Consider the following 21,858-nt stretch of genomic DNA (forward strand, 5'->3'; position numbering starts at 1 on the left):
GAATGGTGAGAGGAAGGCCACGGCGGGAACCAGACCCGCCGGGCCGTCGACTGGTGGGCGCCGTGACTGTGCGGCACGACTGCTCCCGGAAGGTTCACCCCTGATGAAGACCGCTCTGCGCACCGCCGTGGTCGGCCTGGCCGCTGCCGCGGCGCTCGCTCTGGTCGCCGCGCCGGCCGCCGCGCATGTCACGATCAGCCCGTCGACGACCGCGGCCAACGCGTACACGATCCTGACGGTCTCGGTGCCGCACGGCTGCGACGGCTCGGGCACCACCAAGGTGTCCATCAAGATGCCGGAGAAGATCATCGCGGTGACGCCGACGGTCAACTCCAACTGGTCGGTGGACAAGGTCATGGTCGACCTGAACCCGCCGGTCAAGGACAGCCACGGCAACGAGATCACCAAGCGCGTCGCCGAGGTCGTCTACACCGCCAAGGCGCCGCTGCCCGACGGGATGCGCGACGCGTTCGAGCTGTCGCTCAAACTGCCCGACGCCGCGGGCGAGACCCTGGTCTTCCCGACCGTGCAGACCTGCGAGAAGGGCGAGACCCCGTGGGTGGAGGTCGCCGCGTCCGGCCAGAACCCCGACGAGCTGGCCCACCCCGCTCCGGCGTTCAAGCTGACCGCCGCGACCGGCGGCGGCCACGACGCCCCCGCCCCCTCGGTCAGCGCCGCGGCCGCCGACACCCACGCCGATGACAGCAGCAACTCGGGCGGCGACACCCGGTCGTGGATCGCGCTGATCCTCGGCGCGCTCGGCCTGATCGCCGGCGGCCTGGCCCTGGTCCGGACCCGCAAGACCGCGTGAGCAAGCCCGCCACCACGACCCGGCGGGCCGGGGGAGTGCTCCTCGCCCTGCTCGCCGGGCTGTTCGCCGCGCTGACCGCGGCGTCGCCCGCGTACGCCCACGCGACCCTGCTGGGCACCGACCCCGTCGACGGCGCGGTCGTGGCGACCGCGCCCGCGCAGGTCACGCTCACCTTCAACGAGCCGGTCACCGTACGCGCCGGTGGGGTCCGGCTCCTGGACGCCCAAGGCGCGCAGGTATCCGCCGAAGCCCGCAGCGTCGACACCAAGATCGTCCTGGCTGTCCCGGCGGGCGCGGCCGACGGGACCTACATCGTCAGCTGGCGGGTCGTGTCCGCCGACGACCACCCGATCTCCGGCGGGTTCAGCTTCTCCATCGGCGCACCCACCGCCACCGGCGTCACCGCGGCGCCCGCCGCCCCGCAGGCAGACCCGGTCGTGCAGACACTGCGCCGCGCCGCACAGGCCGTGCTGTACCTCGGCGTGCTACTCGCCACCGGCCTGGTCGTGTTCGCCGTGTTCACGCTCACCGCCGGGACCGCCATCCTGAGCCGCAGACTGCGCCGAGCCACCCTGGTCTCGGCCGGTGCCGCCGCCGTCGCCGCAGCGGTGTCGATCCCGGCGACCATCGCCTGGCAGGACGGCACCACCCTGGCCGCCCTGGCCGACGGGCAGACCTGGCAGGCCGGACTGTCCTCCGACACCGCGCTCAGCACCCTGCTCACCATCATCGGCCTGGCCATAGCCCTACTCGCCGCCCGCACCGCCGTCCCCGCCGACGCCGCGACGACCACCGCCCCGAGTAGGCACCGCGCCCTCACCAGGCTCAGCCTCGCGGCGGCCGGATCCGCCCTGGCACTGGGATCTCTGGCACTGGTGGGACACACCCGCACCTTCGGGCCCGCCTGGCTGGTCGTCTCCTCAGACCTGCTGCACGTGAGCACCGCCGCGGTATGGCTCGGCGGCCTGACCGGCCTCGCCCTGTCGCTGACCAGGTCGTCAGACCTACCGACACCGGCCGCGGTCGCCACCGTCGCCGGGTTCTCCCGGCTGGCCGCCGGCCTGCTCGCCGTCCTGGCACTGGCCGGCACCGTGCTGGCCTGGCGGATCCTGGGCTCGTGGGACGCGCTTTTCGGCACCGCCTACGGCCGCTCCCTCATCATCAAGATCGCCGTCGCCGTCGCCGTCGTGGCCCTGGCCGCCTACAACCGCTGGCGGCTCGTCCCCCAGATCGGCGCGCACGACGGCGAGCCCGCCCGCAAACTGCTGTCACGCACCGTCCGCGCCGAGGCGCTGCTGCTCACCGCAGCAGTCGCGGTCACCGGGGTACTGGTCACGCAAAGCCCGCTGCAGGCCCCGGCACCGGCCCGGGCCGCCCCCGGCGCACCGGCCGCGCCCAAGACCCTCGAAGCACCCCTGGGCAGCGGCAAGGTCGTCGCCCGGCTCACCCCCGGCGCGCTGGGCGTCAACTCCCTGGAACTGACCCTGCTGGCCGCCGACGGCAACCTGCTACAGCCCATCGAGGACCCGACCCTGGCCCTGACCATGCCGGCCGCCGACATCGGGCCGCTGGCCAAACCGCTGTCGGCGGCCGGACCCGGCCGCTACGAAGCCGTCATCGACCTGCCCCTGGCCGGAACCTGGCAACTGACCATCGCCGCGCGCACCGGCAAGTACGACAGCGCATCCGCCCGCCTCACCGTGGAGATCCGATGACCCGCCTGGTCCGCGCCGCCACAGCACTCGCCGCGGCGCTGGCAGCAGTGCTGCTGACCGCCGCACCCGCGGCCGCCCACGTCGAACTGGTCCAGGCCAAAGCCAACGGCGACGGCACCACCACCCTCACCTTCGCGTTCAACCACGGCTGCGACGAAGCACCCACCACCGAACTGGTCGTCGCGCTGCCACAGGGCGTCACCGCCACCACCGCGACCAGCCCCGTCAAAGGCTGGACCGGCACCGTCAGCGGCGACCGGGTCACCTTCACCGGCCCGCCGGTGCCGACCAAGACCGACGCGCAGTACCTGCTCACCACCCGCATCACCGGCAAGGTCGGGCAGACGTTCGTCTTCCCGGCCATCCAGACGTGCACCGGCGGGGCCACCTCGGCATGGATCGACCAGAGCGCAGACGCCGAGCACCCCGCCCCGCGTATGGTCGCCACCGCCACCATGCTCGCCGCGCAACCCACCCCGCCCGCAGCAGCACCAGCGGCTGCACCGCCGCCCTCCGGCGGAGCCACGTTGCCGCAGGCCGCTGTGGCCCTCACCGTGTTCGTCCTGCTGGCCGCCGGCGCGGCCGCGTTCGTGGCCAGCCGCCGACAGCGCACCGCGCCAACCCCGTCTCAGTGAGCAGCCGATCACCTCAGCGGCCTCGGCGTAGGACAGACCCGGCCCCCCTGGCCACTCGGCCGAAACTGTCGATGCGTAGCAGGTCACCGACATCGACCGGAACCAGACCGGCCACGGCGGCGACAATGTGAGACATGGGAGAGGGCACCAGTCACTGCGACACCATCCGCGACATGCTGTCGGCACGGCTGGACGGCGAAGAACTGCCCGGCGAACGCGAAACCACCGACGCACACCTCGACGCATGCGCCACCTGCGCCACCTGGTGGCGGCAAGCCTCCGCCATCACCCGGCTGATCCGCACCACCGCCGCGCTACCCAGCCCACCGCTGTCGCCCGGCGCGCTCGGCGCGGTCCTGACCGCCGCCCCGCCGCCACCCCCGTCATGCGTGCCCGCGGTGCTGCGCACGGTGCTGCTGGCTGTCGGACTTGCCCAGTTCCTGCTCGGCGCGGTCCAGATCAGCGCCTTGGCCCGGCTCGGCGACGACCACGAGCACGCCGCGATCGGGTCCGTGTCATCCGGGCACCTGTGGCACGAGTCCGCCGCGTGGAACATCGCCCTCGGCGCCGCCCTCGCCTGGCTGGCCTGGCGACGCGTCCAACCGGCCACACTGCTGCCGGTCATGACCGCGTTCGTGGCCGTGCTCGGGCTGCTCACCGCCAACGACGCCCTCACCGGCCGCGTCGACGGCTCCCGCGTCGTCTCCCACAGCCTCGTTTTCGCCGGCTACCTGCTGCTACTCGCCCTGAACCTGCCCCGCTGGCGTGACCAGCCCCCGGCCCGGCGTGCCACCCCGCCCGTGCGGTGGAGCATCCACGGCACCGACGACGCCGACACCGGACCGCTCGCGCCGGTGTACCCACTACCGGTACGCACCGCGATCGCCCACACCGCCCAGCAGGTCGCCGTCCGGCACCGCGAGGCGGCGTAACCCGCAAGCCTTAAATGTTGACGTAAGGGAACCAACGGCGCATACCCGGCGACTAGTGGGCTCCACCCCTGGCCGGTGCTGTCCAGGGCCCAACCCCCTGATGGAGCCCGTCATGACCACCACGACCCGCCCCACCGCAGCACCACCCCGAGCAGAACCCGCCGAACACGTCCGGGCCGAACCCGCCGCCCGCTCCGCGCTCTTCACCGGCTTCGGACCGCTGCTGCGCCGCCTGCACTTCTACGCAGGCATCCTCGTCGCACCGTTCCTGCTGGTGGTCGCCCTCACCGGCCTGGCGTACGCGTTCACCCCGCAGTTCGATCAGATCGCCTACCACGACCAGCTGCACGTCGACGCCGTCGGCGCCGCCCGCGTGCCCCTGTCGCAGCAGGTCAACGCCGCCCAGCAGATGGTGCCCGGCGGCACCCTCGTGGCCGTGCACCCCGCCGGGGAACCCGACGCGACCACGAAGGTCGACTTCTCGCTGCCCGAACTCGGTGAGAACGTCCGCAGCGTCTACATCGACCCCTACACCGCGCAGGTCCGCGGCGTGCTCACCACCTGGTTCGGGTCCACCCCCATCGCCACCTGGCTGGACCAGGTGCACGCCAACCTCAACCTCGGCGAACCCGGCAGCATGTACTCCGAGTTCGCGGCGTCCTGGCTGTGGGTCCTCGTCCTCGGCGGCGTGGTCCTGTGGTGGCGGCACCAGCGCGGCCGCCGCACCGCCCGCCGCCTGCTGCTGGCCGAGACCGGTGCCAAAGGCGTACGCCGCACCCGGTCACTGCACGCCGCGACCGGCCTCTGGCTCGCCGTCTTCCTGCTGATCCTGTCCGCGACCGGCCTGACCTGGTCGCAGTACGCCGGAGCCAACTTCGGCGCACTGCGTTCAGCGCTCAACTCCGACGCCATCCCCCTCAAGACGTCCCTGGACGGCACCACCGCCGCTGACCCCGGCACCCACCACGGCGGCGGAGCCGGCCACCCCGGCGGCGCGGACTTCGACGCGATCGCCGCCGCGACCGCCAAGGCCGGCCTGGACGGGCCGACGACGATCACACCCGGTGAGGCCGGGCAGGCCTGGACGGTGGAGCAGGTCGACAACACCTGGCCCCTGCGCAAGGACAAGATCGCCGTCCACCCGAGCACCGGGCAGATCGTCGACACCGTGCCCTGGGCCGACCAGCCCCTGCTGTCCAAGCTCACCACCGCAGGCATCATGATCCACATGGGTGTGCTGTTCGGCCTGGCCAACCAGATCGCCCTGGCCCTGATCGCGCTCGGCCTGATCACGGTCATCGTCTGGGGCTACCGCATGTGGTGGCGACGCCGCCCCACCCGCGACACCCGACGCCAGCGCATGGGCACCCCGCCGACCCGCGGCACCTGGCGACACCTGCCCATCCCCGCACTCGTCATCGCCGTCGCGGCCGCCGCCGCCATCGGCTGGGCCATACCACTGCTCGGCTGGCCCCTGCTCGCGTTCATCGTCATCGACGCGATCGCGGGGGCCCTCATCAGACGGCGCGGCCCGCGCAGCACCGTCCCGCAGCAGATCCCACGCTCATCCTGAGACGCACCCAGACCGCCCGCGGATGTGACGGATCCGCATCCGCGGGCAAGCGGGCGGCGGTTCGGCAGCCGCCCGCCGTCGCGTCAACCGGCCTCGACAAGTGCGCAACGGATACATCGTGCAGTGGTCGGCTATCTACGGGAGTGCCGGGTGGACAGGTGGCTGGCGATGATCGGGTCGGTCTCGTCGTCGAACTGCCCGATGACCTGCTCCAGCAGATCCTCGAGCGCGACCAGCCCGACCGTCGTCTGGTGGTCGTCGACGACCAGCGCCACCTGTGCCCGGAACTCGCGCATGCCGCGGATCGCCGAGATGACGCTCTGCTGCGGTCGCAGCAGGTAGGGCGGGCGGGCCAACTGCCCGGCGTCGACGTCCAGCGCGGAGGTGGTGGCCTTCAGCGCATCGCGTACGTGCACGATGCCGGTGATGACGCCCGCCCGGTCGGTGACCGCCAGCCGGGACCGGCCGTGCTCGCGGGCGATGTACTCGACCCGGGCGGCGCCGGCTGCGGCATCGACGGTCACGATCTGCGCAGGCTCGATCATCACCGAGGCGACGGTGGTGTTGTTGAGGGTCAGCATCGCCGACAGCAGCCGTTCGTCGGCCGGGGGCAGCGTGCCGTGCTCGGCCGAGGCCGACAGGAGCAACTGCAGCTCGGCGGGCCCATGGACCTGGGCGAGTTCGTCGACGGGCTGGACCTTGAACAGGCGCAGGGCCGCGTTGGCGAAGGTGTTGAGCGCGCTCAGCGCGGGGCGGGCGAGCCGGGCGAACGCGCGGAACGGCACCGCGAGGACCAGTGCCGAGCGTTCGGGGTGGCTGATCGCCCACGACTTGGGTGCCATCTCGCCGATGACCATGTGCAGGAACACGACGATCGCCAGGGCCAGCAGGAACGCGATGACGTAGGCGGCCTGGTCGGGCAGTCCGAGGGCGCCCAGCAGCGGGTCGAGCAGGTCGGCCAGGGCGGGTTTGGCCAGCGCGCCGAGCCCCAGCGAGCACAGGGTGATGCCGAGCTGCGCGCCGGCGAGCATCAGCGACAGCTCGCGGGTGCCGGCGATGGCGGCCTTGGCGGCGCGGGAACCGGCGTCGGCGTGCTGCTGCAGCCGGTGGCGTTTGGACGCCACGAGGGCGAATTCGGCGGCGACGAAGAACGCGTTGAGCACCAGCAGCAGTACGGACGCGGCCAGGGCGGTTCCGGTGCTCATCGGGGTGCCTTCACGTGTTCGACGCGGACGGCGACGGGGACGCGGCGCTCCACGTCCAGGACCGTCAGCCGGATCTTCTCGGGCTCGTCGCCGTCAGGGGAGCCGATGCTGACGTCGACCATGTCGCCGCAGGTGGTGACCCGGCCGAGCCGGTGCAGGATCAGGCCGGAAAGTGTGTCGTAGACGCCGTCGGTGGGCAGGTCGATGCCGGTGGCGTCGGCTACCTCGTCGACTCGCCAGCGGCCGGGCACGATCCAGGATCCGTCGTCTTGGCGTACCGGTCGCGCTTCGGGCAGGTCGTCCTCGTCACGGATCGGCCCGACCAGTTCCTCGGCGATGTCTTCGAGGCTGATGATGCCGGCGAAGCCGCCGTACTCGTCGGCGACGATCGCGAGCTGCCGGCGTTCGGTGCGCAGCCGTTCCAGCACGGCGGGCAGGGTGACCGCTGACGGGACGACGACCGCCGGGACGGCGATCGACGCGGCCGAGGTGACCGGTCGCAGGTGCGCTGGCACGTTCAGGACCTCGGTGAGGGATACGACGCCGATGACGTCGTCGACTCCCGAGCCGATGACCGGGAACCGGGAGTGGCCGGTGTCGAGTAGCTCCACCAGGCGGGAGGCGGGGTCGTCGGCGGCCAGGACGACGACGTCGACGCGGGGGATCATGGCCTCGCTCGCGGTCAGCAGCCGGAAGTCCAGGCCGGAGTCCAGGAGCGCGGCGGTGTCGGCGTCCAGGTGCCCGGCGTCGCGGGCGTCGTCGACGATCTGGTCGAGGTCTTCGCGGGTGGCGCCTTGCGGCAGTTCCTCGATCGGTTCGATGCCGACCGCGCGCAGGAGCCGGTTGGCGGTGGCGTCGAACACCTTGATCAGCGGCCCTGCGATCGCCAGGTAGATCAGCGTGGAGCGCGACAGGGAGCGGGCCAGGGTCTCCGGGCGGGTGATCGCCAGGTTCTTGGGGGCCAGTTCCCCCAGGACCATCTGGATGACGGTCGCGACCAGCAGAGCCAGCAGCACCGACACCGACAGGCTGGCGGCCTGTGGCAGGCCGACGGCTTGCAGCAGCGGAGCCAGGCCCGCGCCGAGGTACGGCTCGGCGACGTAGCCGGCCATCAGCGCGGTGACGGTGATGCCCAGCTGCGCGCCCGACAGCATGAAAGACAACCGGCTGGTGATCTTCAGCGCGCGTTGCGCGGCCGGATCCCCGGCGTCGGCCTGCTGGCGAAGCGCGCCGCGGTCGGCGGCGACGTAGGCGAACTCCTGCGCTACGAAGTAGGCGGTTGCGGCGGTCAGCGCGATGATCAGCGCCAACCCGGCGATGATCAGCACGACGGGGTCAGCGCTCCCCGCGGGGGCGCGAAGGGTTCAGACCGGGGCCGGGCCGTCAGGCCCGAACTATGATCATCCACCGCATGAGATTAACCTGTGAAACTGGATGGCCGCTGAGAATAGCCTGGTCGTAGCGTTGAAGGGCGTTTGCCGTCATGATCAGTAAGCCCGACCCCTACGCCCAGTCCGACTACCGGGTGCGGTGCGACTGGGGCCCCGCCGGCGCGGACGCGGTCGCCCCTGGCACGTCCATCGTCGCCGTGGTCGACGTCCTGTCCTTCACCACCGCGCTGACCGTCGCGGCCGATCTCGGGGTCACCGTCATACCGTGTCGATGGCGCGACGAGCGTGCCGCGGCCCTGGCCGCACAGCATCGGGCGACGCTGGCGGTCGGGCGTGCCCAGGTCGGACCCGGCCAGCTGGTGAGCCTGTCACCAGCGACCATCCGGGCCGCGGGGGGCCTGCGGCGCCTGGTGCTGCCCTCGCCGAACGGTTCGACCATTGCCCGTCGCCTGGCCGAGACCGGCGCGACGGTGATCGGGGTGTCCCTGCGCAACGCGTCGGCCGCCGCAGCGTGGGCGGCGCGACATGCCGGCGACACCGCCCCCGTCGCGGTCGTCGCCGCGGGCGAACGGTGGCGTTCCGACGATTCCCTGCGCCCGGCCGTGGAGGATCTGTGGGGTGCCGGAGCCTTCATCCACCATCTCGCCGCGCTCGGTGTCGAGGGGCTGTCGCCCGAGGCCGAACTGGCCGCGGCCGCATACCGGCATATCGCCTCCGACGTCCGTCGAGCGCTGTTCGACTGTGCCAGCGGCCGTGAACTGGCCGGCTACGGCTACCCCGAGGATGTGGAGATCGCGGCCGAAGTCGATGTCAGCGACGTCGTCCCCGTGCTGACCGACGAGGCGTTTCATCCGGTGACCAGGGACTCGTGAACACGCGGACGGCCGTGTTCACGTGGCGGGCGTGCTCTGCTTGATCCGGCGCCGGACCGTCCAGCCGAGGGCGAGTGCGAGCAGCACCACCACGCCGATGGTGATCGGCCGGCCGTAGCGCTGCACGACCTCCCACCGCTCTGACAGGTGCCAGCCCGCGGTGATGAAGGCGGCGTTCCACATTCCGGCGCCCAACAGGGTCAGGGCGCTGAACTTCAGCACGGGCATGCGCACCATCCCGGCGGGCAGCGACACGAGGCTGCGCAGCACGGGTACGCAGCGGGCGGCGGCCACGACCCAGGAGCCGTGCCGGTCGAACAGTTCCCGGCCGCGTTCGACGTCGGACGGGCTGGCGATGATGAACCAGCGCCGATGGGCGAGCCGGTGCAGGCGGCGGTAGCCGAGCCAGGCACCGAGCGCGTACAGCGCCAGCGCCCCGACCAGCGCGCCCACGGTCGCCGCCGCCCACACCGCGAGCGGGTTCAGCTTGCCCGCGTGGGCCTGGAACCCGGCCAGCGGCAGGATCACCTCGGAGGGGATCGGTGGCAGGACCGTCTCCAGCGCGATCAGGGCGCCGACGCCGAAGACACCGAGCCGGTCCATGACGGAGGTGATCCACTCATCCATCACCTGGCGATACCCAGCCGGGTCCCGCATATTCGCGGCCCGGCAGGCCGCATCGGTCCTTCGTCTGACTTTCACGACGGCGTGCTACGCCTCGGGGTGAGCCGGTCACGGGCTGCAGCGATCGATCGACCGTTATAGGCTGCCCGCAATTGCCCACGGCGGGAAGTGAGGCTGCGTGTCGTACCACCCATCCGAGCCCCGGACCTGGCCAGGCGAGCCTGCGCAACCGCCACTGGCGGAGTTTCCGCCCGATCTGACCTTTCCCGCCGGTCACCGTTTCGACGTCGCGCAGCCTCTGCCTGCGCCGATGCCCGCGGCGCGGCGGGTCCGGGGGCGGCTGAGCACCGCGCTGATGCTGGTCGTGGTGCTGGCCGTGGGCGCGACCGTCGCCGTGCTCGTACGCGACTGGATGCATGGATTCTTCGACCGGATCGAGACCGCCGGCCGCACCTCGGTCGTGACGCCCGACAAGCTCGGCACGCTGCCCAAGGCCACTGAGGCGACGCTCACGGACATCGTCGCCTCGCTCAGGTCGGCGTACGCCCGGGAGAAGGCGCTCGACCGGGCGACGTCCTCGGTCGTGGCCGCGTACGGGTCGACGAAGAAGAAGGACGCGGTGATCGTCGTCGGATTCGCGGTGACGATCGTGTCACCGGGCACCGAAGTGGACGCCTTCCTGAACGGTGTGGCGGCTGGCGAGGTCGTCGCCTACACCGATCTCGACCCCGGCCCGCTCGGCGGTCAGGCCAAGTGCGGCACCATGAAGACGCTGTTCGGCAAGGCGAGTGCCGTGTGCGCGTGGGCCGACAACGGCAGCGTCGGCGGGCTCATGTTCCTCGACAGACCGCTCAGCGCACAGATCAAGGAACGTTTCCTGGCCGCGCGTGCCCAGATCGAGAAGGTCGAGGTGGCCCCGTCCGCGTGAGCGCAGGGCCCGCTCGTGTCCGGCTACCGCGACGGGCTGCCGGTGCCGTGTCGGCCGGGGGACGCGTGACGCGGCGGTGCGACTGAGGCCCGCGTGGTCCCGTTCCGGCTGGTGATAACGGGTAGCACCATGGTTTCGTGGAGCATCGCCAACGCGCTCGCGTGGCGCTCGTGGGTGCGGGTGCAGGCGATGGCCACATTGCAGGGCAGTTCGCGGCCGCAGGCGCACATACGGCCTCCGGTGGGTCGATGCTGGGACATGAGCGCCGCGGCGGCGGCGATCTGTCTGCGCGCGGCTTGTGCATCCTGGGCTTCGCTGTTCACGGCGCCCTTTCTTGGGGGCATGGGGGTCGGCAAGCTGCGTTGCGTCGCGCAGTCTCGCCGACACTGCGAGTGACCATCGAAGCATATTGGTACCTGGGCCGAGTGGTGATGATTCACGTGTGTCGTTCATGTGAACTGCTCGTCTGGCCACGTTTCCGGTCGCCTCGGGTGGGCTGTGCGGCCCCCGCTGTGGTCGTGTTCGAACCTGACGCTCTGTAGGGCCGGGTGGGCGTACGCGGCCTCTGTCGGGCGCTGATCGGTCGCCGGGGATGCGAGCCGGTCAATCAATAGGTAGTCTTCTATATAGACGGGAGTGGTCGCGTCGCACTCCCGCGGAGTCGGGGAGGACTCATGCGAACAGCCATTGCCGTCGCCACCGCCGCACTGATGGCGGGTGCCATGTTGCCGCCAGCCGCGCCCGCGAGCGCGGCGCCGTCCGCTCCCGACAGCGGCACCGCCGCGCTCGCGGCCCACCTGCCGGAGCTGCGGGCGGCGGCCGACGACGCCTACCGGATCGACCAGACCCTCACCGACGCCGACGGCACCCACGTCCGCTACCAGCGCACCTACCGCGGCCTGCGGGTGGCCGGCGGTGACTTCATCCTCCACACCGGACGCGACGGCCGACACCAGGGCGCGTCGGTCGCGCTCGACAGGCCACTGAACCTGTCGACCACGGCCAGGGTCAGCGCGGCAACGGCGGTCCGTGCCGCGAAGGCGCACTTCACCGGCACGATCACGGCGACGGGCAGCCCTGAACTGTTCGTCGACGCGTCCTCCGGAACCGGCCGGCTGGCCTGGGAGACCGTGCTGCACGGCTGGCAGCCCGACGGCCAGACCCCGTCGAAGCTGCACGTCGTCACCGACGCGGTGACCGGCTCCCATCTCGGCTCCTTCGACGAGATCATGACGGTGACCGGCACCGGCCACGGGATCTACGCGGGCACGGTGCCGGTCGACACCACGCTCTCCGGGGCGACCTACCGGATGGTCGACCCGCTGCGCGGCAACGGCTACACGTGCGACATGAACAACACCCTGACCTGCACGACATTCGCCGACACCGACAACATCTGGGGCAATCACCTGCAGTCGAACCGGCAGTCGGCCGGCGCGGACGCCCACTTCGCCTCCGCCAGAACCTACGACTACTTCAAGCTCGTGCACGGCCGCAACGGCATCTTCGGCACCGGCGCGGGCGTGCCCAGCCGGGTCCACTACGGCAACTCCTACGTCAACGCCTTCTGGGACGGCACCCAGATGACCTACGGCGACGGCCTCGGCAACGCCAAGCCGCTGGTGTCACTCGACATCGCGGGCCACGAGATGACCCACGGCGTGATGGGGACGACCGGACTGCGCTACGCGGGCGAGTCGGGTGGGCTCAACGAGGCCACCGCCGACATCTTCGGCAGCATGATCGAGTTCTACGCGGCTGCCCCTGGCGACCCCGGCGACTACGTCATCGGCGAGAAGATCGACGTCAACAACAACGGCACCCCGCTGCGGTACATGAACAACCCCGCGCTGGACGGCGCGTCACACGGCTGCTGGTCGACCAGCACCAAGAACCTCGACATGCACTACTCCTCGGGTGTGGCCAACCATTTCTTCTTCAACCTGGCCGAGGGCAGCGGCGCGACCGCGTACGGCACCAGCCCGCTGTGCGGTGCGGTCCCGGCGGTCACCGGCATCGGCCGGGCCAAGGCCGAGAAGATCTGGTTCCGGGCCGCGACCGTCTACTTCACCTCCACCACCTCCTACGTCAACACGACCACGCCGGGCAACACCGCCCGCGCCTACACGCTGCAGGCAGCCAGTGCGCTGTACGGCCAGTGCTCGCCCGAGTACCGGACCGTGCAGGCCGCCTGGACCTCGGTCAACGTTCCCGGCAGCGACCAGGCCTGCCCGTCGGGGCCGGTCTACACGCTGGCCGCCTCGCCGACGTCGGCCTCGGTCAACCCGGGGAGCTCCGTCACCACCACCATCACCTCGACGCTGATCGGCGCTCCGGCCGAGACGGTCAGCCTCACCGCGACCGGCCTGCCCGCCGGCGCGACCGCGTCGTTCGTCCCCTCGTCCATCAACTCGGCCAACGGCACCTCGACCCTGACCATCGCCACCATCGCCGTGACCGCGCCGGGCACCTACCCGGTGCTGGTGACCGGCACCAGCCCCGGCAGCACCCGGACCACGGTGTTCAACCTGACGGTCAACGGCCCGCCCGCCTGCACGGCCACCAACCCCGCCGACGTGGCGATCCTCGACCTGACCACGGTCGAGTCACCGGTCAGCGTCAGCGGCTGCCCCGGCTACGCCAGGCCGAACAGCACGGTGACCGTCAACATCCTGCACACCTACATCGGTGACCTGGTCGTCGACCTGGTCGCACCGGACGGCACCGTCGTCAACCTGCACAACCGCACCGGCGGCAGCGCCGACAACATCAACCAGACCTACACCGTCAACCTGGCCACCAAGATCGCCAACGGCACCTGGAAGCTGCGGGTCCGCGACGCCGCCACCGCCGACACGGGCACCGTCGACACCTGGACGCTCAGGCTCTGACCGCAGGGCAGCAGCGGAGCCCACTCGGATGCTCAGGCCGGCGCCGTCGGTTCCGGCCCGGGCACCGGGCGGGCTCTCAGCCAGCGACGGTGCGCAGCCGCAGCGACTCGTACGTCGGCACCAGCACCCGCCGGGCCGGGACCCGCGACACGACCTGCCACGGCCGCCCGTCAGCGGTCAGCGTCTCCAGCAGCCGGGTCAGCTGCACGCGGGCCACGGCCGCGCCCAGGCACAGGTGCCGTCCCGCGCCGAACCACAGCTGGCGCGTGTCGGGCACGTACGCGCGGGTGACGTCGAACGGCCCGGCCTTGTTGTCGGCGACGTAGGTCAGCATCATCACCCGGCCGTCGCGGCGCAGCATCCGCCCGGCGACCTCGGTGTCGCGGGCGATGTGCCGGCCGATCACCGGCGCGGGCGTGGTCACCCGCAGCCCTTCGCGCACGGCGTTGCCCGTCAGCTCCGGGTCGGCCAGGAGCCGGTGCTGCTGGCCGGTGTCGTGCAGCAGCGCCACGGTGCGGGTCAGCGACGACGCCCCGGTCTCGGTGCCCGCGATCACCAGCAGCGTCGTCAGGCCCTTCGCCAGGTCCAGGCCCAGGTCCAGGTCGCGGCAGCGGCCCAGCAGCGTGTCCGGGCCGCCGCTGCGGTATGCCCGCTCGACGTCGCCGGTGATCGCGTCGACCAGCCCGCCCGCCTTCGCGATCACCTCGGGCGCCAGCGCCGTGGACGCCTGCGTGCCCAGCGCCAGCGCGGCCAGCCGCTCGGCGCTCGCGAACAGCGCCAAGGCCGCGTCGTCGTCGGCCACGGCGACCCCGAGCAGATCCGCGACGGTGTACGCCGACGTGACGCGTACCACTGCGGCCAGGTCGACCACCTCGCCCGCCGCCAGCCGGGCCCGCAGCCGCGCGTGATGCGGGCCCTGCACCCGGTCGACCAGCTGCCGGGCGCTGTCCTCGGTGAACATGTCCCGGGCCAGCGAGCGCAGCTCGGCGTGCCGGGCGCCGGAGAAGAACGACGCGAACTCGGCCCCGAACAGCTGGCCCCACAGGTCGCCCACGCCGCCCTCGCCGACCATGCTGAACGACGGGTCGTTGAGGATGCGCCGGGAGATCACCGGGTCGGTGACGACCCAGCCGAGCCGGGGCAGCCGCGTGATCGGCCCGAGCGTCCGCCCGACGGTCAGCAGCGTCCACAGGGCCGGGTTGCCCGCCCGCAGCAGCCGGGCCTCGTACCTGCGGGCCTGTCCCTGTTGTGTCACCAGACCGCGAAGCATTCTCACCCTCCGACTACCGTGCACAGATGGTAGGCCATGCCGGGACGCCCGTGGCCGGGCAGCCCGGCCGTGCAGGAGGTGCAATGAGAGCCAGGATCGTCGGGGTGGAGGCGCACCTGCCGCCCGTGCGTGTCAGCAGTGCGCAGGTCGAACGCCGGATCGCCGAGCACAGCCAAGGCTTCGTCCCACACGCCACGATCGTGGAGCGGCTGACCGGCATCCGGCACCGGCACTACGCCGCCGACGACGTGCAGGCCTCCGACCTGGCGGTGGCCGCCGCGGAGAAGCTGCTGGCCGGGCACGGACTGGCCGCCGCCGACCTCGACCTGATCATCTTCGGTTCGGCGTCGCAGGACCTGATCGAGCCCGCCACCGCGCACATCGTCGCCGCGAAGCTCGGCGCGAACTGCGCCGTGTTCGACGTGAAGAACGCCTGCAACAGCTTCCTCAACGGCGTACAGCTCGCCGAGGCGCTGATCGTCACCGGCCAGCACCGCCGGGTGCTGGTCTGCTCCGGCGAGGTGCCCTCGCGGGCGATCCGCTGGCAGGTCAGCGGCCGCGAGCAGTTCGTCGACGCGTTCGCCGGCTACACCCTGTCCGACGGCGGGGCCGCGATGCTGCTGGAACCCGCCGCCACGGGCGGGGTGTTCCACCGGCGCTTCGCCGCCGACTCCACCGCCTGGGACGTGGGCACGCTGCCGGCGGGCGGCACCATGCGCCCCCGCGACCCCGACGCGACGTACTTCAGCGGCGACGGGCGGCGGCTGCGTGACGTGTTCGTCCGCAACGGTGCGCGCCTGTTCCTGGAGGCGCTCGGTGACACCGGCCTGACCTGGGACGACTTCGCGGTCGTGTGTGTGCACCAGGTCGCGATGCCCTACCTGGAGCAGCTGCGGGCGGGGCTGGGCGTCCCGGCGGACCGGCTCGTGGTGACGCTGCCCGAGCACGGCAACCTGGCCAGCGTCACGCTGCCGCTGCAGCTGGCCACCGCGATCCAGGACGGGCGGTGCGGGCCCGGCGACCGGGTCGCGCTGATCGGCCTGGCCGGCGGGGTCAGCCTCGGCGTGATGTTCGCGGAGCTGTGATGGGCCACCCGCTGTGGGTCGTCATCCCGGCGTACGACGAGCAGCGCTCCATCGGGGCGACGCTGCACCGGCTCACCGAGCAGACCGATACCGCGTTCACGGTCGTCGTGGTCGACAACGCCAGCGCCGACGCGACCGCGTCGATCGCGGCCGGGTTCGCCGACCGCCTCGACCTGCACGTGATCACCGAACCGGTGAAGGGCACCGGGGCGGCGGCCGACACCGGGATGCGGTACGCCATCGCGCACGGGGCGACACTGCTGGCCCGCACCGACGCCGACTGCCTGCCCGCGCCCGGCTGGGTCGCCGCGGTGCGCCGCGGGTTCGCCGGCGGGCTGCGGATGCTCAGCGGGCCGCTGCGCCCCCGCGCCGACGAGTTCCCGCTGCGCTGGTGGGAGAAGCGGCTGCTGCCCGCCGTCGTGTCGGTGGCGGCGACGTTCGGCCGGTTCCGGCCCGGCAACCGCGACGCCGCCTACGTCGGCCCGTACGTGATGATGCCCGGCTGCAACCTCGCCATCACCGCCGAACTGTACGAGGCCGCGGGCGGCTTCCCGCGCACCCGCATCGAGGACGTCCACGAGGACCGGGCACTGGTCAACCGGGTCCGCAAACTCACCCGCGACTACGGCCTGCGCCGCGACGTGCTCGTGCACGGCTCGGTCCGGCGGCTGCGCGCCTACGGCCTGGTCGGGACCCTGGCCTGGTACGCCGACCACCGCTACACCCCCGACCGGGTGGACATCCGGTGAACCCCGCCGTCTGGGAGCGCCGGCTCTACCGGCGCGCGCACCCGTTCGCGTACCCGCTGCTGCGGCTGCTGGCCCGGCGCGGGCCGGTGGTGCGGGTGCCCGGCCTCGGCGTCGTCGTCAACGACGCGGCCCTGGCCCGCGACGTCCTGCTCGACGGCGACACGTTCCGCAAGGACGGCCCCGGCTCCTCCGGCGACCTGTGGACCCCGATCCTCGGCCCGTCGGTGCTGCTCAACATGGAAGGTCCCGCGCACCGGGCGCTGCGCGGCAGACTGGCCGAACTGTTCACCCCCGGCTACGCCGACCGCCTGTGCGCCCAGGTCCTCGGCGGGCCCCTGGCGGCGCTGTCCGGGCGGCTCGGCCGCGGCGAGCCGGTCGACCTCGTCGACACGATGCGGGTCATGGCCGGTGCGGTCATCTGTGCCGTCGTCGGCCTGGAATCCCGCTCGGAGGACGACCACCGGCAGATGTTCCACCGCGGCGAGCAGATCGTGTCCATGGTCACCCTGCGCACCCGCACCCTGTCCCCAGCCCAGGCCCAGCGCGCACGCGACGTTCTCAGGCCGGTCGGCGCGGTCGCGGCACGCGCCTACCGGGCCGGGGACGAGACCACCGTCATGGGCCGGATGAAGGCGCTGGGAATCTCCGAAGCCGAGGCGCGCGGCGCGGCGGGCGCGTTCTTCCTCACCGGCACCGAGACCGTCGCCACGCTCGTGCCCCGGCTCATCGCCCTGCTGCACGACGCCGGTGACCTGGACCGCGTCGCCGCCGACCCGGACCTGCTCGACCCGGCGATCGACGAGGCGATGCGGGTCAGCACCCCGACCCCGGTGATGCTGCGCAGCGTGCACGCCGACACCGCCATCGGCGGCGTCGCCGTCCGGCCCGGCGACCGGGTGCTGCTCGCGACACACAACTGCTGCCAGGCGTACGGGCCGTTCGACCTCGACCGGCCGCACCCGCCCGAGCTGCGGCGGCTGTGGTTCGGCGCGGGCCCGCACTTCTGCATCGGCTACCCCCTCGCGATGGCCGAGATCCGCACCGTCGCCCGCACCGTGCTGGCCGCCGCGCCCCTGCGCGTCGTACGCCGCCGGGCCGCTCGCGGCGTGCTGATCCCGACCTACCGGGAACTGGTGGTGAGCAGGTGAGGCCTGACAGCCGTGCCCGCGTCGCCGCTGCGGCGGTGGGCCGGTGAGTCTCGTCGAACAGGTCCTCGACCAGGCGGCCCGCACCCCGTCGGCGGTCGCGCTGGTCGCCGGCGACGGCACGGAACTGACCTACGGCGAGCTGCGCCGCCGGGTGCTGTCGGTGCGCCACGGGCTGCGCGACAACGGGCTGCGCCCCGGCGACGGCGTCCTGTTCTCGGTGCGCCCCTCGCCGGAGTCGCTGATGCTGGCCATCGCGGTCGTCGCCGCGGGCGGCTGCGTGATCTTCGCCGATCCCGGCGCGGGCCCGGAGATGTTCACCGCCCGTATGCGGCTGGCCCGCCCGCGCTGGTCGGCCGCCGAATCGCTGCTGTACGCCGCGAGCCGTCTGCGCCCGGTCCGCGCGTACGCCCGCCGCCGTGGACTGCTGCTGCCCAACCTGGCCGCCCTCGACGTGGCCCGCCACGTCTACACCGGACGCCGGCTGCCCGGCGTGCCGCCCGGGGCGCTGGCGCTGGACAGGCTGCTCAAGGCACCGCCCACCGCACCGGACACGGACACCGACCCCGAAGCTCCCGCCGCCGTCATCTTCACCTCCGGCACGACCGCGCACCCCCGCGCCGTCGTACACACCGGCGCGTCCCTGTCGGCCGCGCTCGAACTGCTGCGCGAACGGGTGCCGATCGGCCCCGGCGACGTCGTGCACACCGACCAGCTGATGCTCGGCCTGCCCACGCTCGCCTCCGGCGCGCGCTGGTCCCTGCCGCCGCTGACCGGCTCCGCGGCCCAGTTCGCCGTACACCTGCGCCAGCGGCAGGCCACCCACACCTACTGCGTGCCGGTGCGGCTGGCCGAGATCCTCGACGCGGCACCCGGACCGCTGCCACCGCCCCTGCGCCACATCCTGCTCGGCTCCGCGCCCGCGCCCGCCGGGGTGCTGCGCCGCGCCGTCGCGGCCGCCCCGCACGCGCAGGTCCTGTCGGTGTACGCGATGACCGAGATGCTGCCCGTCGCCATCGCCACCGCCGCCGAAAAGATCGCCCACGTCGAACACGACACCGGCGACCTGCTCGGCCGGCCGCTGCCCGGCGTCCAGGTCCGCCTCGACACCGACGGCGAACTGCTGCTCGCCGGGCCGAACCGCAGCCCCGGCTACCTCGGCGAGCCGCCGTCGCCGTGGCTGCCGACCGGTGACCTGGCCCGCCTTGACGCCGAGGGCCGCCTGGTGCTGCTCGGCCGCAAGAAGGACATGCTCATCCGCGGTTCGTTCAACCTCTATCCCGGACTCTACGAACCCGCGATCACCGCGCTGCCAGGCGTCGCCGAGGCCGCGTACGTCGGGGTGCCCGACCCCGGCCACGGCGACGAGCGCGTCGTGCTCGCCGTCGTCGCCGACGACCCGGCGGCGGCCGCCACCCTGCCCGCCCGGCTACGGCGCGACCTGCCCGCGATCATCGACCACGACGCGCTGCCCGACGCCATCGTCGTGCTGCCGGACCTGCCCCGCAGCGGTCGCGGGCGCAAGGTCGACCGGCCCGCGCTGCGGGACCTCGTGACGGCTGGCCAGGCATCCCGGTGAGGATCGCGGTGACCGGCGCGTCGGGTTTCGTGGGCGGCGCGGTGTGCCGAGCACTGAGCGCGGCGGGCCACGACGTCACCGGCTTCGGACGCCGCCCCGCGCCACCGCCCGGCCACCTCGGCGCGGCCGCATACCGGCAGTGGGACCTCACCGGCGGCCCGCTCGCCGACCCGCCGCAGGCCGACGCCGTGGTCCACTGCGCGGGCACGGTCACCGACTGGGGACCGTCCCGCGAGTTCCACGCCGTCAACGTCGACGGCACCCGCCACGCCATGACGACCTGGCCGCAGGCGCGGTTCGTGCACGTCAGCACCGCCAGCGTGTACGACCCGCGACAGCCCACGGTCATGGCCACCGAGGACCAGGCCCCGGTGGGCCGCTACCTCAACGCCTACGGCGCGTCCAAGGCGGCCGCCGAGCGGATCGTGCTCGCCGCGGACCGTCCCGCGATCGTGCTGCGGCCGCACGCCGTCTACGGCCCCGGCGACACGACACTGCTGCCACGCGTCCTGGCCGCCGTGCGCGGCACCCGGCTGCCCGCGGTCGGCGACGGCCGCCAGCCGATCAGCCTGACCTCGGTCGGCAACCTGGTCCAGGCCTGCACCCTCGCCGCCTGCGGGCCGGTGGGGCGGGGCGTCTTCAACGTCACCGACGCCGCACCCGTCGTGCTCGACGACGCCCTGCGCGCCATCCTCGCCGAACGCGGCATCGCCGCCCGGCCCGTGTACCTGCCGCTGCGCGTGGTGTGGCCGCTGGCCACGGCGGTCGAGGGGCTTTACCGCCTGGTCCGCGCGCCCCGCCCGCCGAGGCTGACCCGGTACGCGATCAGCCACCTCGCCGTCGAACGGACCCTGGACATCACCGCCGCCCGCCAGACCCTCGGCTACCGCCCGGAAGCGACCTCGTTCACGGGCGCGGGGGACTGGTAGCCCGGCAGTCACCCGATCCAGCCGCCGAACGGCAGATGGCCGCCCCGCCAGGCGTTCGTCGTCCCGATCCACGTTTCGAGCGTCATCAGGTCGGGGTGCAGGTCGAACAGTGCCGCAGGTTTGGGAATCGCGGGCCGCGAGTCGATCCAGGCGTGCATCCGGGCCAGTTCCGGATCGAAGAAGCCCAGCGTCTCGGCGGGCAGCCGGGCGAACCGGGCCGACCGCCCGGCGGCGCGGCCGAAGGCCGCGGCGATCTCCGGTCCGGTGCGCACGTCCCCGGCGATCTCCACGGTCGCGCCGAGCAGCTGTCCCGGCTGCTCGAAGGCGACCGCCGCGAACTCGCCGACGTCATGGGCGGCGATCATCGGCAGCGGCGTCTGCGCATGCAGCGCCATCGCCAGGACCAGTTCACCCGACACGATCGCGGGCCGGGTCAGTGTCGTGAAGTTCTCCATCAGCGAGGCCGGCCGCAGCACCGTCGCGGGCACCTCCAGCGCGCGCAACCGGGTCTCGATCGCGGCCTTGCTGTCGTAGAACGAGATGTCGGTGCCGCTGTCCACCCCCAAGATCGAGCTGTATACCAGGTGCCCGACCCCGGAGCGGACCGCCTGCTCGGCGACGGCGAACCCGCGCCGCTGCTCGGCGGCGACCCCGGCGGGGCAGACCAGTGGCCCGTTCATCATGGTCAGGGCGAGGAACACCCCGTACGCCCCGTCCATCGCGGCAGACAGCGATCCGGGGTCGTCGAGGTCGCCGCGGACGAGCCGCGCGCCGAGGTCCGCCAGTCGCCGCGCGGCGAGCGTGCCCGGGTCGCGGACCAGCGCCCGCACGTCCCATCCGCGCATCAGCAGCGCCCGCGCGGCAGCGCCGCCCTGCTGCCCGGTCGCGCCGATCACCAGCACGGTCTTGTCATCGGTGGACATGCGGCCCCCTGTCGCCGGATTCGAGACGTGTCGTGCGCCTTCACCTATGACGTCCGGCCGCCCCGTGCGGGAGGGGTCGCGGCCACGGAATCCGGCCGTTCGGCGATGTTCGACTCCTCGAGCCAGCCTGTGGTCCGCATCGCCGTCCGGGCCGGTGCCGGGCCCGACCGCATCCCGTCACCGGCGGCGTGGGCGCGTACTGGCGGCAGTGACCCGGCATAACAACACCGCGGCCGGGTATCGGGCCCGGCATGACGGAGACTGTGCAGACCCGCGGTGACGGGCACGACGAGATCCTGGCGCTGGACACCAACGGCGACGGCAAGCCCGACCTGTGGGCGATCGACACCGACGGCGACGGCAAGGCCGACCTGTTCCAGTCGGACACCAACGGCGACGGCAAGCCTGACGTGACCATGGTCGACCTCACCCAGAACGGCGAGATGGACATCATCGTCGACGGCGACGGCGGCCACCCGGTGGAGTGACCCGCCGTGGGCGGACACCCCCCGGCCTGCCCGGGCCGCGGCACGTCCGCTCGACCGGTGGCCGCCGGGCCCCCCAGCCGGCGGCCACCGCCCGCGACCTGCGGGTAGGTTGA

19 protein-coding genes are annotated in these 21,858 nt (G+C 72.7%); 14 read left to right on the top strand and 5 right to left on the bottom strand.

Features of this window, described 5'->3' with window-relative positions; all coding sequences use genetic code 11:
- Nucleotides 1–103 precede the first annotated feature (103 nt).
- From HAV40_RS10620 to HAV40_RS10640, 5 genes are all read left to right on the top strand, one after another.
- Entirely contained in the window at nucleotides 104–811 is a 708-nt protein-coding gene (locus HAV40_RS10620; protein ID WP_166380683.1) for a YcnI family copper-binding membrane protein, read from the top strand.
- Nucleotides 808–2,526 (top strand): copper resistance CopC/CopD family protein, encoded by a 1,719-nt coding sequence (locus tag HAV40_RS10625; RefSeq protein ID WP_166380684.1) that lies wholly within the window; start codon nucleotides 808–810, stop codon nucleotides 2,524–2,526. The genes HAV40_RS10620 and HAV40_RS10625 overlap by 4 nt, the downstream gene beginning before the upstream one ends.
- Nucleotides 2,523–3,161: a DUF1775 domain-containing protein gene (locus HAV40_RS10630; protein WP_166380685.1), complete on the top strand. Its 639-nt coding sequence runs from the start codon at nucleotides 2,523–2,525 to the stop codon at nucleotides 3,159–3,161. Before HAV40_RS10625 ends, HAV40_RS10630 begins: the two co-directional genes overlap by 4 nt.
- 134 nt (nucleotides 3,162–3,295) lie before the next feature.
- Nucleotides 3,296–4,093, top strand: coding sequence for a zf-HC2 domain-containing protein (locus HAV40_RS10635; RefSeq protein WP_166380686.1), 798 nt, complete (start codon nucleotides 3,296–3,298; stop codon nucleotides 4,091–4,093).
- Between the two features lie 112 nt (nucleotides 4,094–4,205).
- Nucleotides 4,206–5,666: a PepSY-associated TM helix domain-containing protein gene (locus HAV40_RS10640; protein WP_166380687.1), complete on the top strand. Its 1,461-nt coding sequence runs from the start codon at nucleotides 4,206–4,208 to the stop codon at nucleotides 5,664–5,666.
- Between the two features lie 131 nt (nucleotides 5,667–5,797).
- Here HAV40_RS10640 and HAV40_RS10645 read toward each other — a convergent pair whose 3' ends face one another.
- Together HAV40_RS10645 and HAV40_RS10650 are read right to left on the bottom strand one after the other, a co-directional pair.
- Nucleotides 5,798–6,871, bottom strand: a complete 1,074-nt coding sequence (locus HAV40_RS10645; RefSeq protein WP_166380688.1) for a hemolysin family protein — start codon at nucleotides 6,869–6,871, stop codon at nucleotides 5,798–5,800.
- The gene (locus HAV40_RS10650; protein WP_166380689.1) at nucleotides 6,868–8,199 is read right to left on the bottom strand and encodes a hemolysin family protein; all 1,332 of its coding nucleotides are present in this window, start codon (nucleotides 8,197–8,199) and stop codon (nucleotides 6,868–6,870) included. Before HAV40_RS10650 ends, HAV40_RS10645 begins: the two co-directional genes overlap by 4 nt.
- Nucleotides 8,200–8,459: 260 nt before the next feature.
- On the opposite strand from HAV40_RS10650, the gene HAV40_RS10655 reads away from it, so the two are divergent.
- Nucleotides 8,460–9,134 carry a 2-phosphosulfolactate phosphatase gene (locus HAV40_RS10655; protein ID WP_239085652.1) on the top strand — a complete coding sequence of 225 codons (675 nt, stop codon included), beginning with the start codon at nucleotides 8,460–8,462 and terminating at the stop codon, nucleotides 9,132–9,134.
- Between the two features lie 18 nt (nucleotides 9,135–9,152).
- On the opposite strand, the gene HAV40_RS10660 is transcribed toward HAV40_RS10655, so the two are convergent.
- On the bottom strand, nucleotides 9,153–9,761 hold the full coding sequence (locus tag HAV40_RS10660; protein WP_203670839.1) for a DedA family protein: 609 nt from the start codon (nucleotides 9,759–9,761) through the stop codon (nucleotides 9,153–9,155).
- Between the two features lie 307 nt (nucleotides 9,762–10,068).
- Here HAV40_RS10660 and HAV40_RS10665 point away from each other — a divergent pair, with 307 nt between their 5' ends.
- Complete coding sequence (locus tag HAV40_RS10665; protein ID WP_166380691.1) at nucleotides 10,069–10,686, top strand: hypothetical protein; 618 nt, start codon at nucleotides 10,069–10,071, stop codon at nucleotides 10,684–10,686.
- 674 nt (nucleotides 10,687–11,360) lie between these two features.
- Nucleotides 11,361–13,577, top strand: coding sequence for a M4 family metallopeptidase (locus HAV40_RS10670; RefSeq protein WP_166380692.1), 2,217 nt, complete (start codon nucleotides 11,361–11,363; stop codon nucleotides 13,575–13,577).
- Nucleotides 13,578–13,653: 76 nt separating this feature from the next.
- Here HAV40_RS10670 and HAV40_RS10675 read toward each other — a convergent pair whose 3' ends face one another.
- Nucleotides 13,654–14,832, bottom strand: a complete 1,179-nt coding sequence (locus HAV40_RS10675) for a cytochrome P450 (RefSeq protein WP_239085651.1) — start codon at nucleotides 14,830–14,832, stop codon at nucleotides 13,654–13,656.
- Nucleotides 14,833–14,930: 98 nt separating this feature from the next.
- On the opposite strand from HAV40_RS10675, the gene HAV40_RS10680 reads away from it, so the two are divergent.
- The 5 genes from HAV40_RS10680 to HAV40_RS10700 are packed head-to-tail and all read left to right on the top strand — an operon-like array spanning nucleotide 14,931 to nucleotide 20,334.
- On the top strand, nucleotides 14,931–15,932 hold the full coding sequence (locus HAV40_RS10680; RefSeq protein ID WP_166380694.1) for a 3-oxoacyl-ACP synthase III family protein: 1,002 nt from the start codon (nucleotides 14,931–14,933) through the stop codon (nucleotides 15,930–15,932).
- Complete coding sequence (locus tag HAV40_RS10685; protein ID WP_166380695.1) at nucleotides 15,932–16,681, top strand: glycosyltransferase family 2 protein; 750 nt, start codon at nucleotides 15,932–15,934, stop codon at nucleotides 16,679–16,681. The genes HAV40_RS10680 and HAV40_RS10685 overlap by 1 nt, the downstream gene beginning before the upstream one ends.
- Nucleotides 16,678–17,829, top strand: coding sequence for a cytochrome P450 (locus HAV40_RS10690; protein WP_166380696.1), 1,152 nt, complete (start codon nucleotides 16,678–16,680; stop codon nucleotides 17,827–17,829). The genes HAV40_RS10685 and HAV40_RS10690 overlap by 4 nt, the downstream gene beginning before the upstream one ends.
- A 43-nt stretch (nucleotides 17,830–17,872) precedes the next feature.
- Complete coding sequence (locus tag HAV40_RS10695) at nucleotides 17,873–19,405, top strand: class I adenylate-forming enzyme family protein (protein ID WP_166380697.1); 1,533 nt, start codon at nucleotides 17,873–17,875, stop codon at nucleotides 19,403–19,405.
- Complete coding sequence (locus HAV40_RS10700; protein WP_166380698.1) at nucleotides 19,402–20,334, top strand: NAD-dependent epimerase/dehydratase family protein; 933 nt, start codon at nucleotides 19,402–19,404, stop codon at nucleotides 20,332–20,334. Before HAV40_RS10695 ends, HAV40_RS10700 begins: the two co-directional genes overlap by 4 nt.
- Before the next feature lie 8 nt (nucleotides 20,335–20,342).
- Here HAV40_RS10700 and HAV40_RS10705 read toward each other — a convergent pair whose 3' ends face one another.
- A complete protein-coding gene (locus tag HAV40_RS10705; RefSeq protein ID WP_239085650.1) occupies nucleotides 20,343–21,257 on the bottom strand; it encodes an NmrA/HSCARG family protein in 915 nt (304 codons plus the stop codon).
- 251 nt (nucleotides 21,258–21,508) lie between these two features.
- On the opposite strand from HAV40_RS10705, the gene HAV40_RS10710 reads away from it, so the two are divergent.
- The gene (locus HAV40_RS10710; RefSeq protein WP_166380699.1) at nucleotides 21,509–21,745 is read left to right on the top strand and encodes a hypothetical protein; all 237 of its coding nucleotides are present in this window, start codon (nucleotides 21,509–21,511) and stop codon (nucleotides 21,743–21,745) included.
- Nucleotides 21,746–21,858 lie beyond the last annotated feature (113 nt).

The organism is Catellatospora methionotrophica (genome assembly GCF_011297335.1).
Classification (GTDB): domain Bacteria; phylum Actinomycetota; class Actinomycetes; order Mycobacteriales; family Micromonosporaceae; genus Catellatospora; species Catellatospora methionotrophica.

What these genes read in the sequence shown, in the direction of transcription:
- HAV40_RS10620 (WP_166380683.1), top strand. Translation starts at nt 104, where the DNA reads ATGAAGACCGCTCTGCGCACCGCCGTGGTCGGCCTGGCCGCTGCCGCG.
- HAV40_RS10630 (WP_166380685.1), top strand. Translation starts at nt 2,523, where the DNA reads ATGACCCGCCTGGTCCGCGCCGCCACAGCACTCGCCGCGGCGCTGGCA.
- HAV40_RS10635 (WP_166380686.1), top strand. Translation starts at nt 3,296, where the DNA reads ATGGGAGAGGGCACCAGTCACTGCGACACCATCCGCGACATGCTGTCG.
- HAV40_RS10640 (WP_166380687.1), top strand. Translation starts at nt 4,206, where the DNA reads ATGACCACCACGACCCGCCCCACCGCAGCACCACCCCGAGCAGAACCC.
- HAV40_RS10645 (WP_166380688.1), bottom strand. Translation starts at nt 6,871, where the DNA reads ATGAGCACCGGAACCGCCCTGGCCGCGTCCGTACTGCTGCTGGTGCTC.
- HAV40_RS10660 (WP_203670839.1), bottom strand. Translation starts at nt 9,761, where the DNA reads ATGGATGAGTGGATCACCTCCGTCATGGACCGGCTCGGTGTCTTCGGC.
- HAV40_RS10665 (WP_166380691.1), top strand. Translation starts at nt 10,069, where the DNA reads ATGCCCGCGGCGCGGCGGGTCCGGGGGCGGCTGAGCACCGCGCTGATG.
- HAV40_RS10670 (WP_166380692.1), top strand. Translation starts at nt 11,361, where the DNA reads ATGCGAACAGCCATTGCCGTCGCCACCGCCGCACTGATGGCGGGTGCC.
- HAV40_RS10680 (WP_166380694.1), top strand. Translation starts at nt 14,931, where the DNA reads ATGAGAGCCAGGATCGTCGGGGTGGAGGCGCACCTGCCGCCCGTGCGT.
- HAV40_RS10685 (WP_166380695.1), top strand. Translation starts at nt 15,932, where the DNA reads ATGGGCCACCCGCTGTGGGTCGTCATCCCGGCGTACGACGAGCAGCGC.
- HAV40_RS10705 (WP_239085650.1), bottom strand. Translation starts at nt 21,257, where the DNA reads ATGTCCACCGATGACAAGACCGTGCTGGTGATCGGCGCGACCGGGCAG.
- HAV40_RS10710 (WP_166380699.1), top strand. Translation starts at nt 21,509, where the DNA reads ATGACGGAGACTGTGCAGACCCGCGGTGACGGGCACGACGAGATCCTG.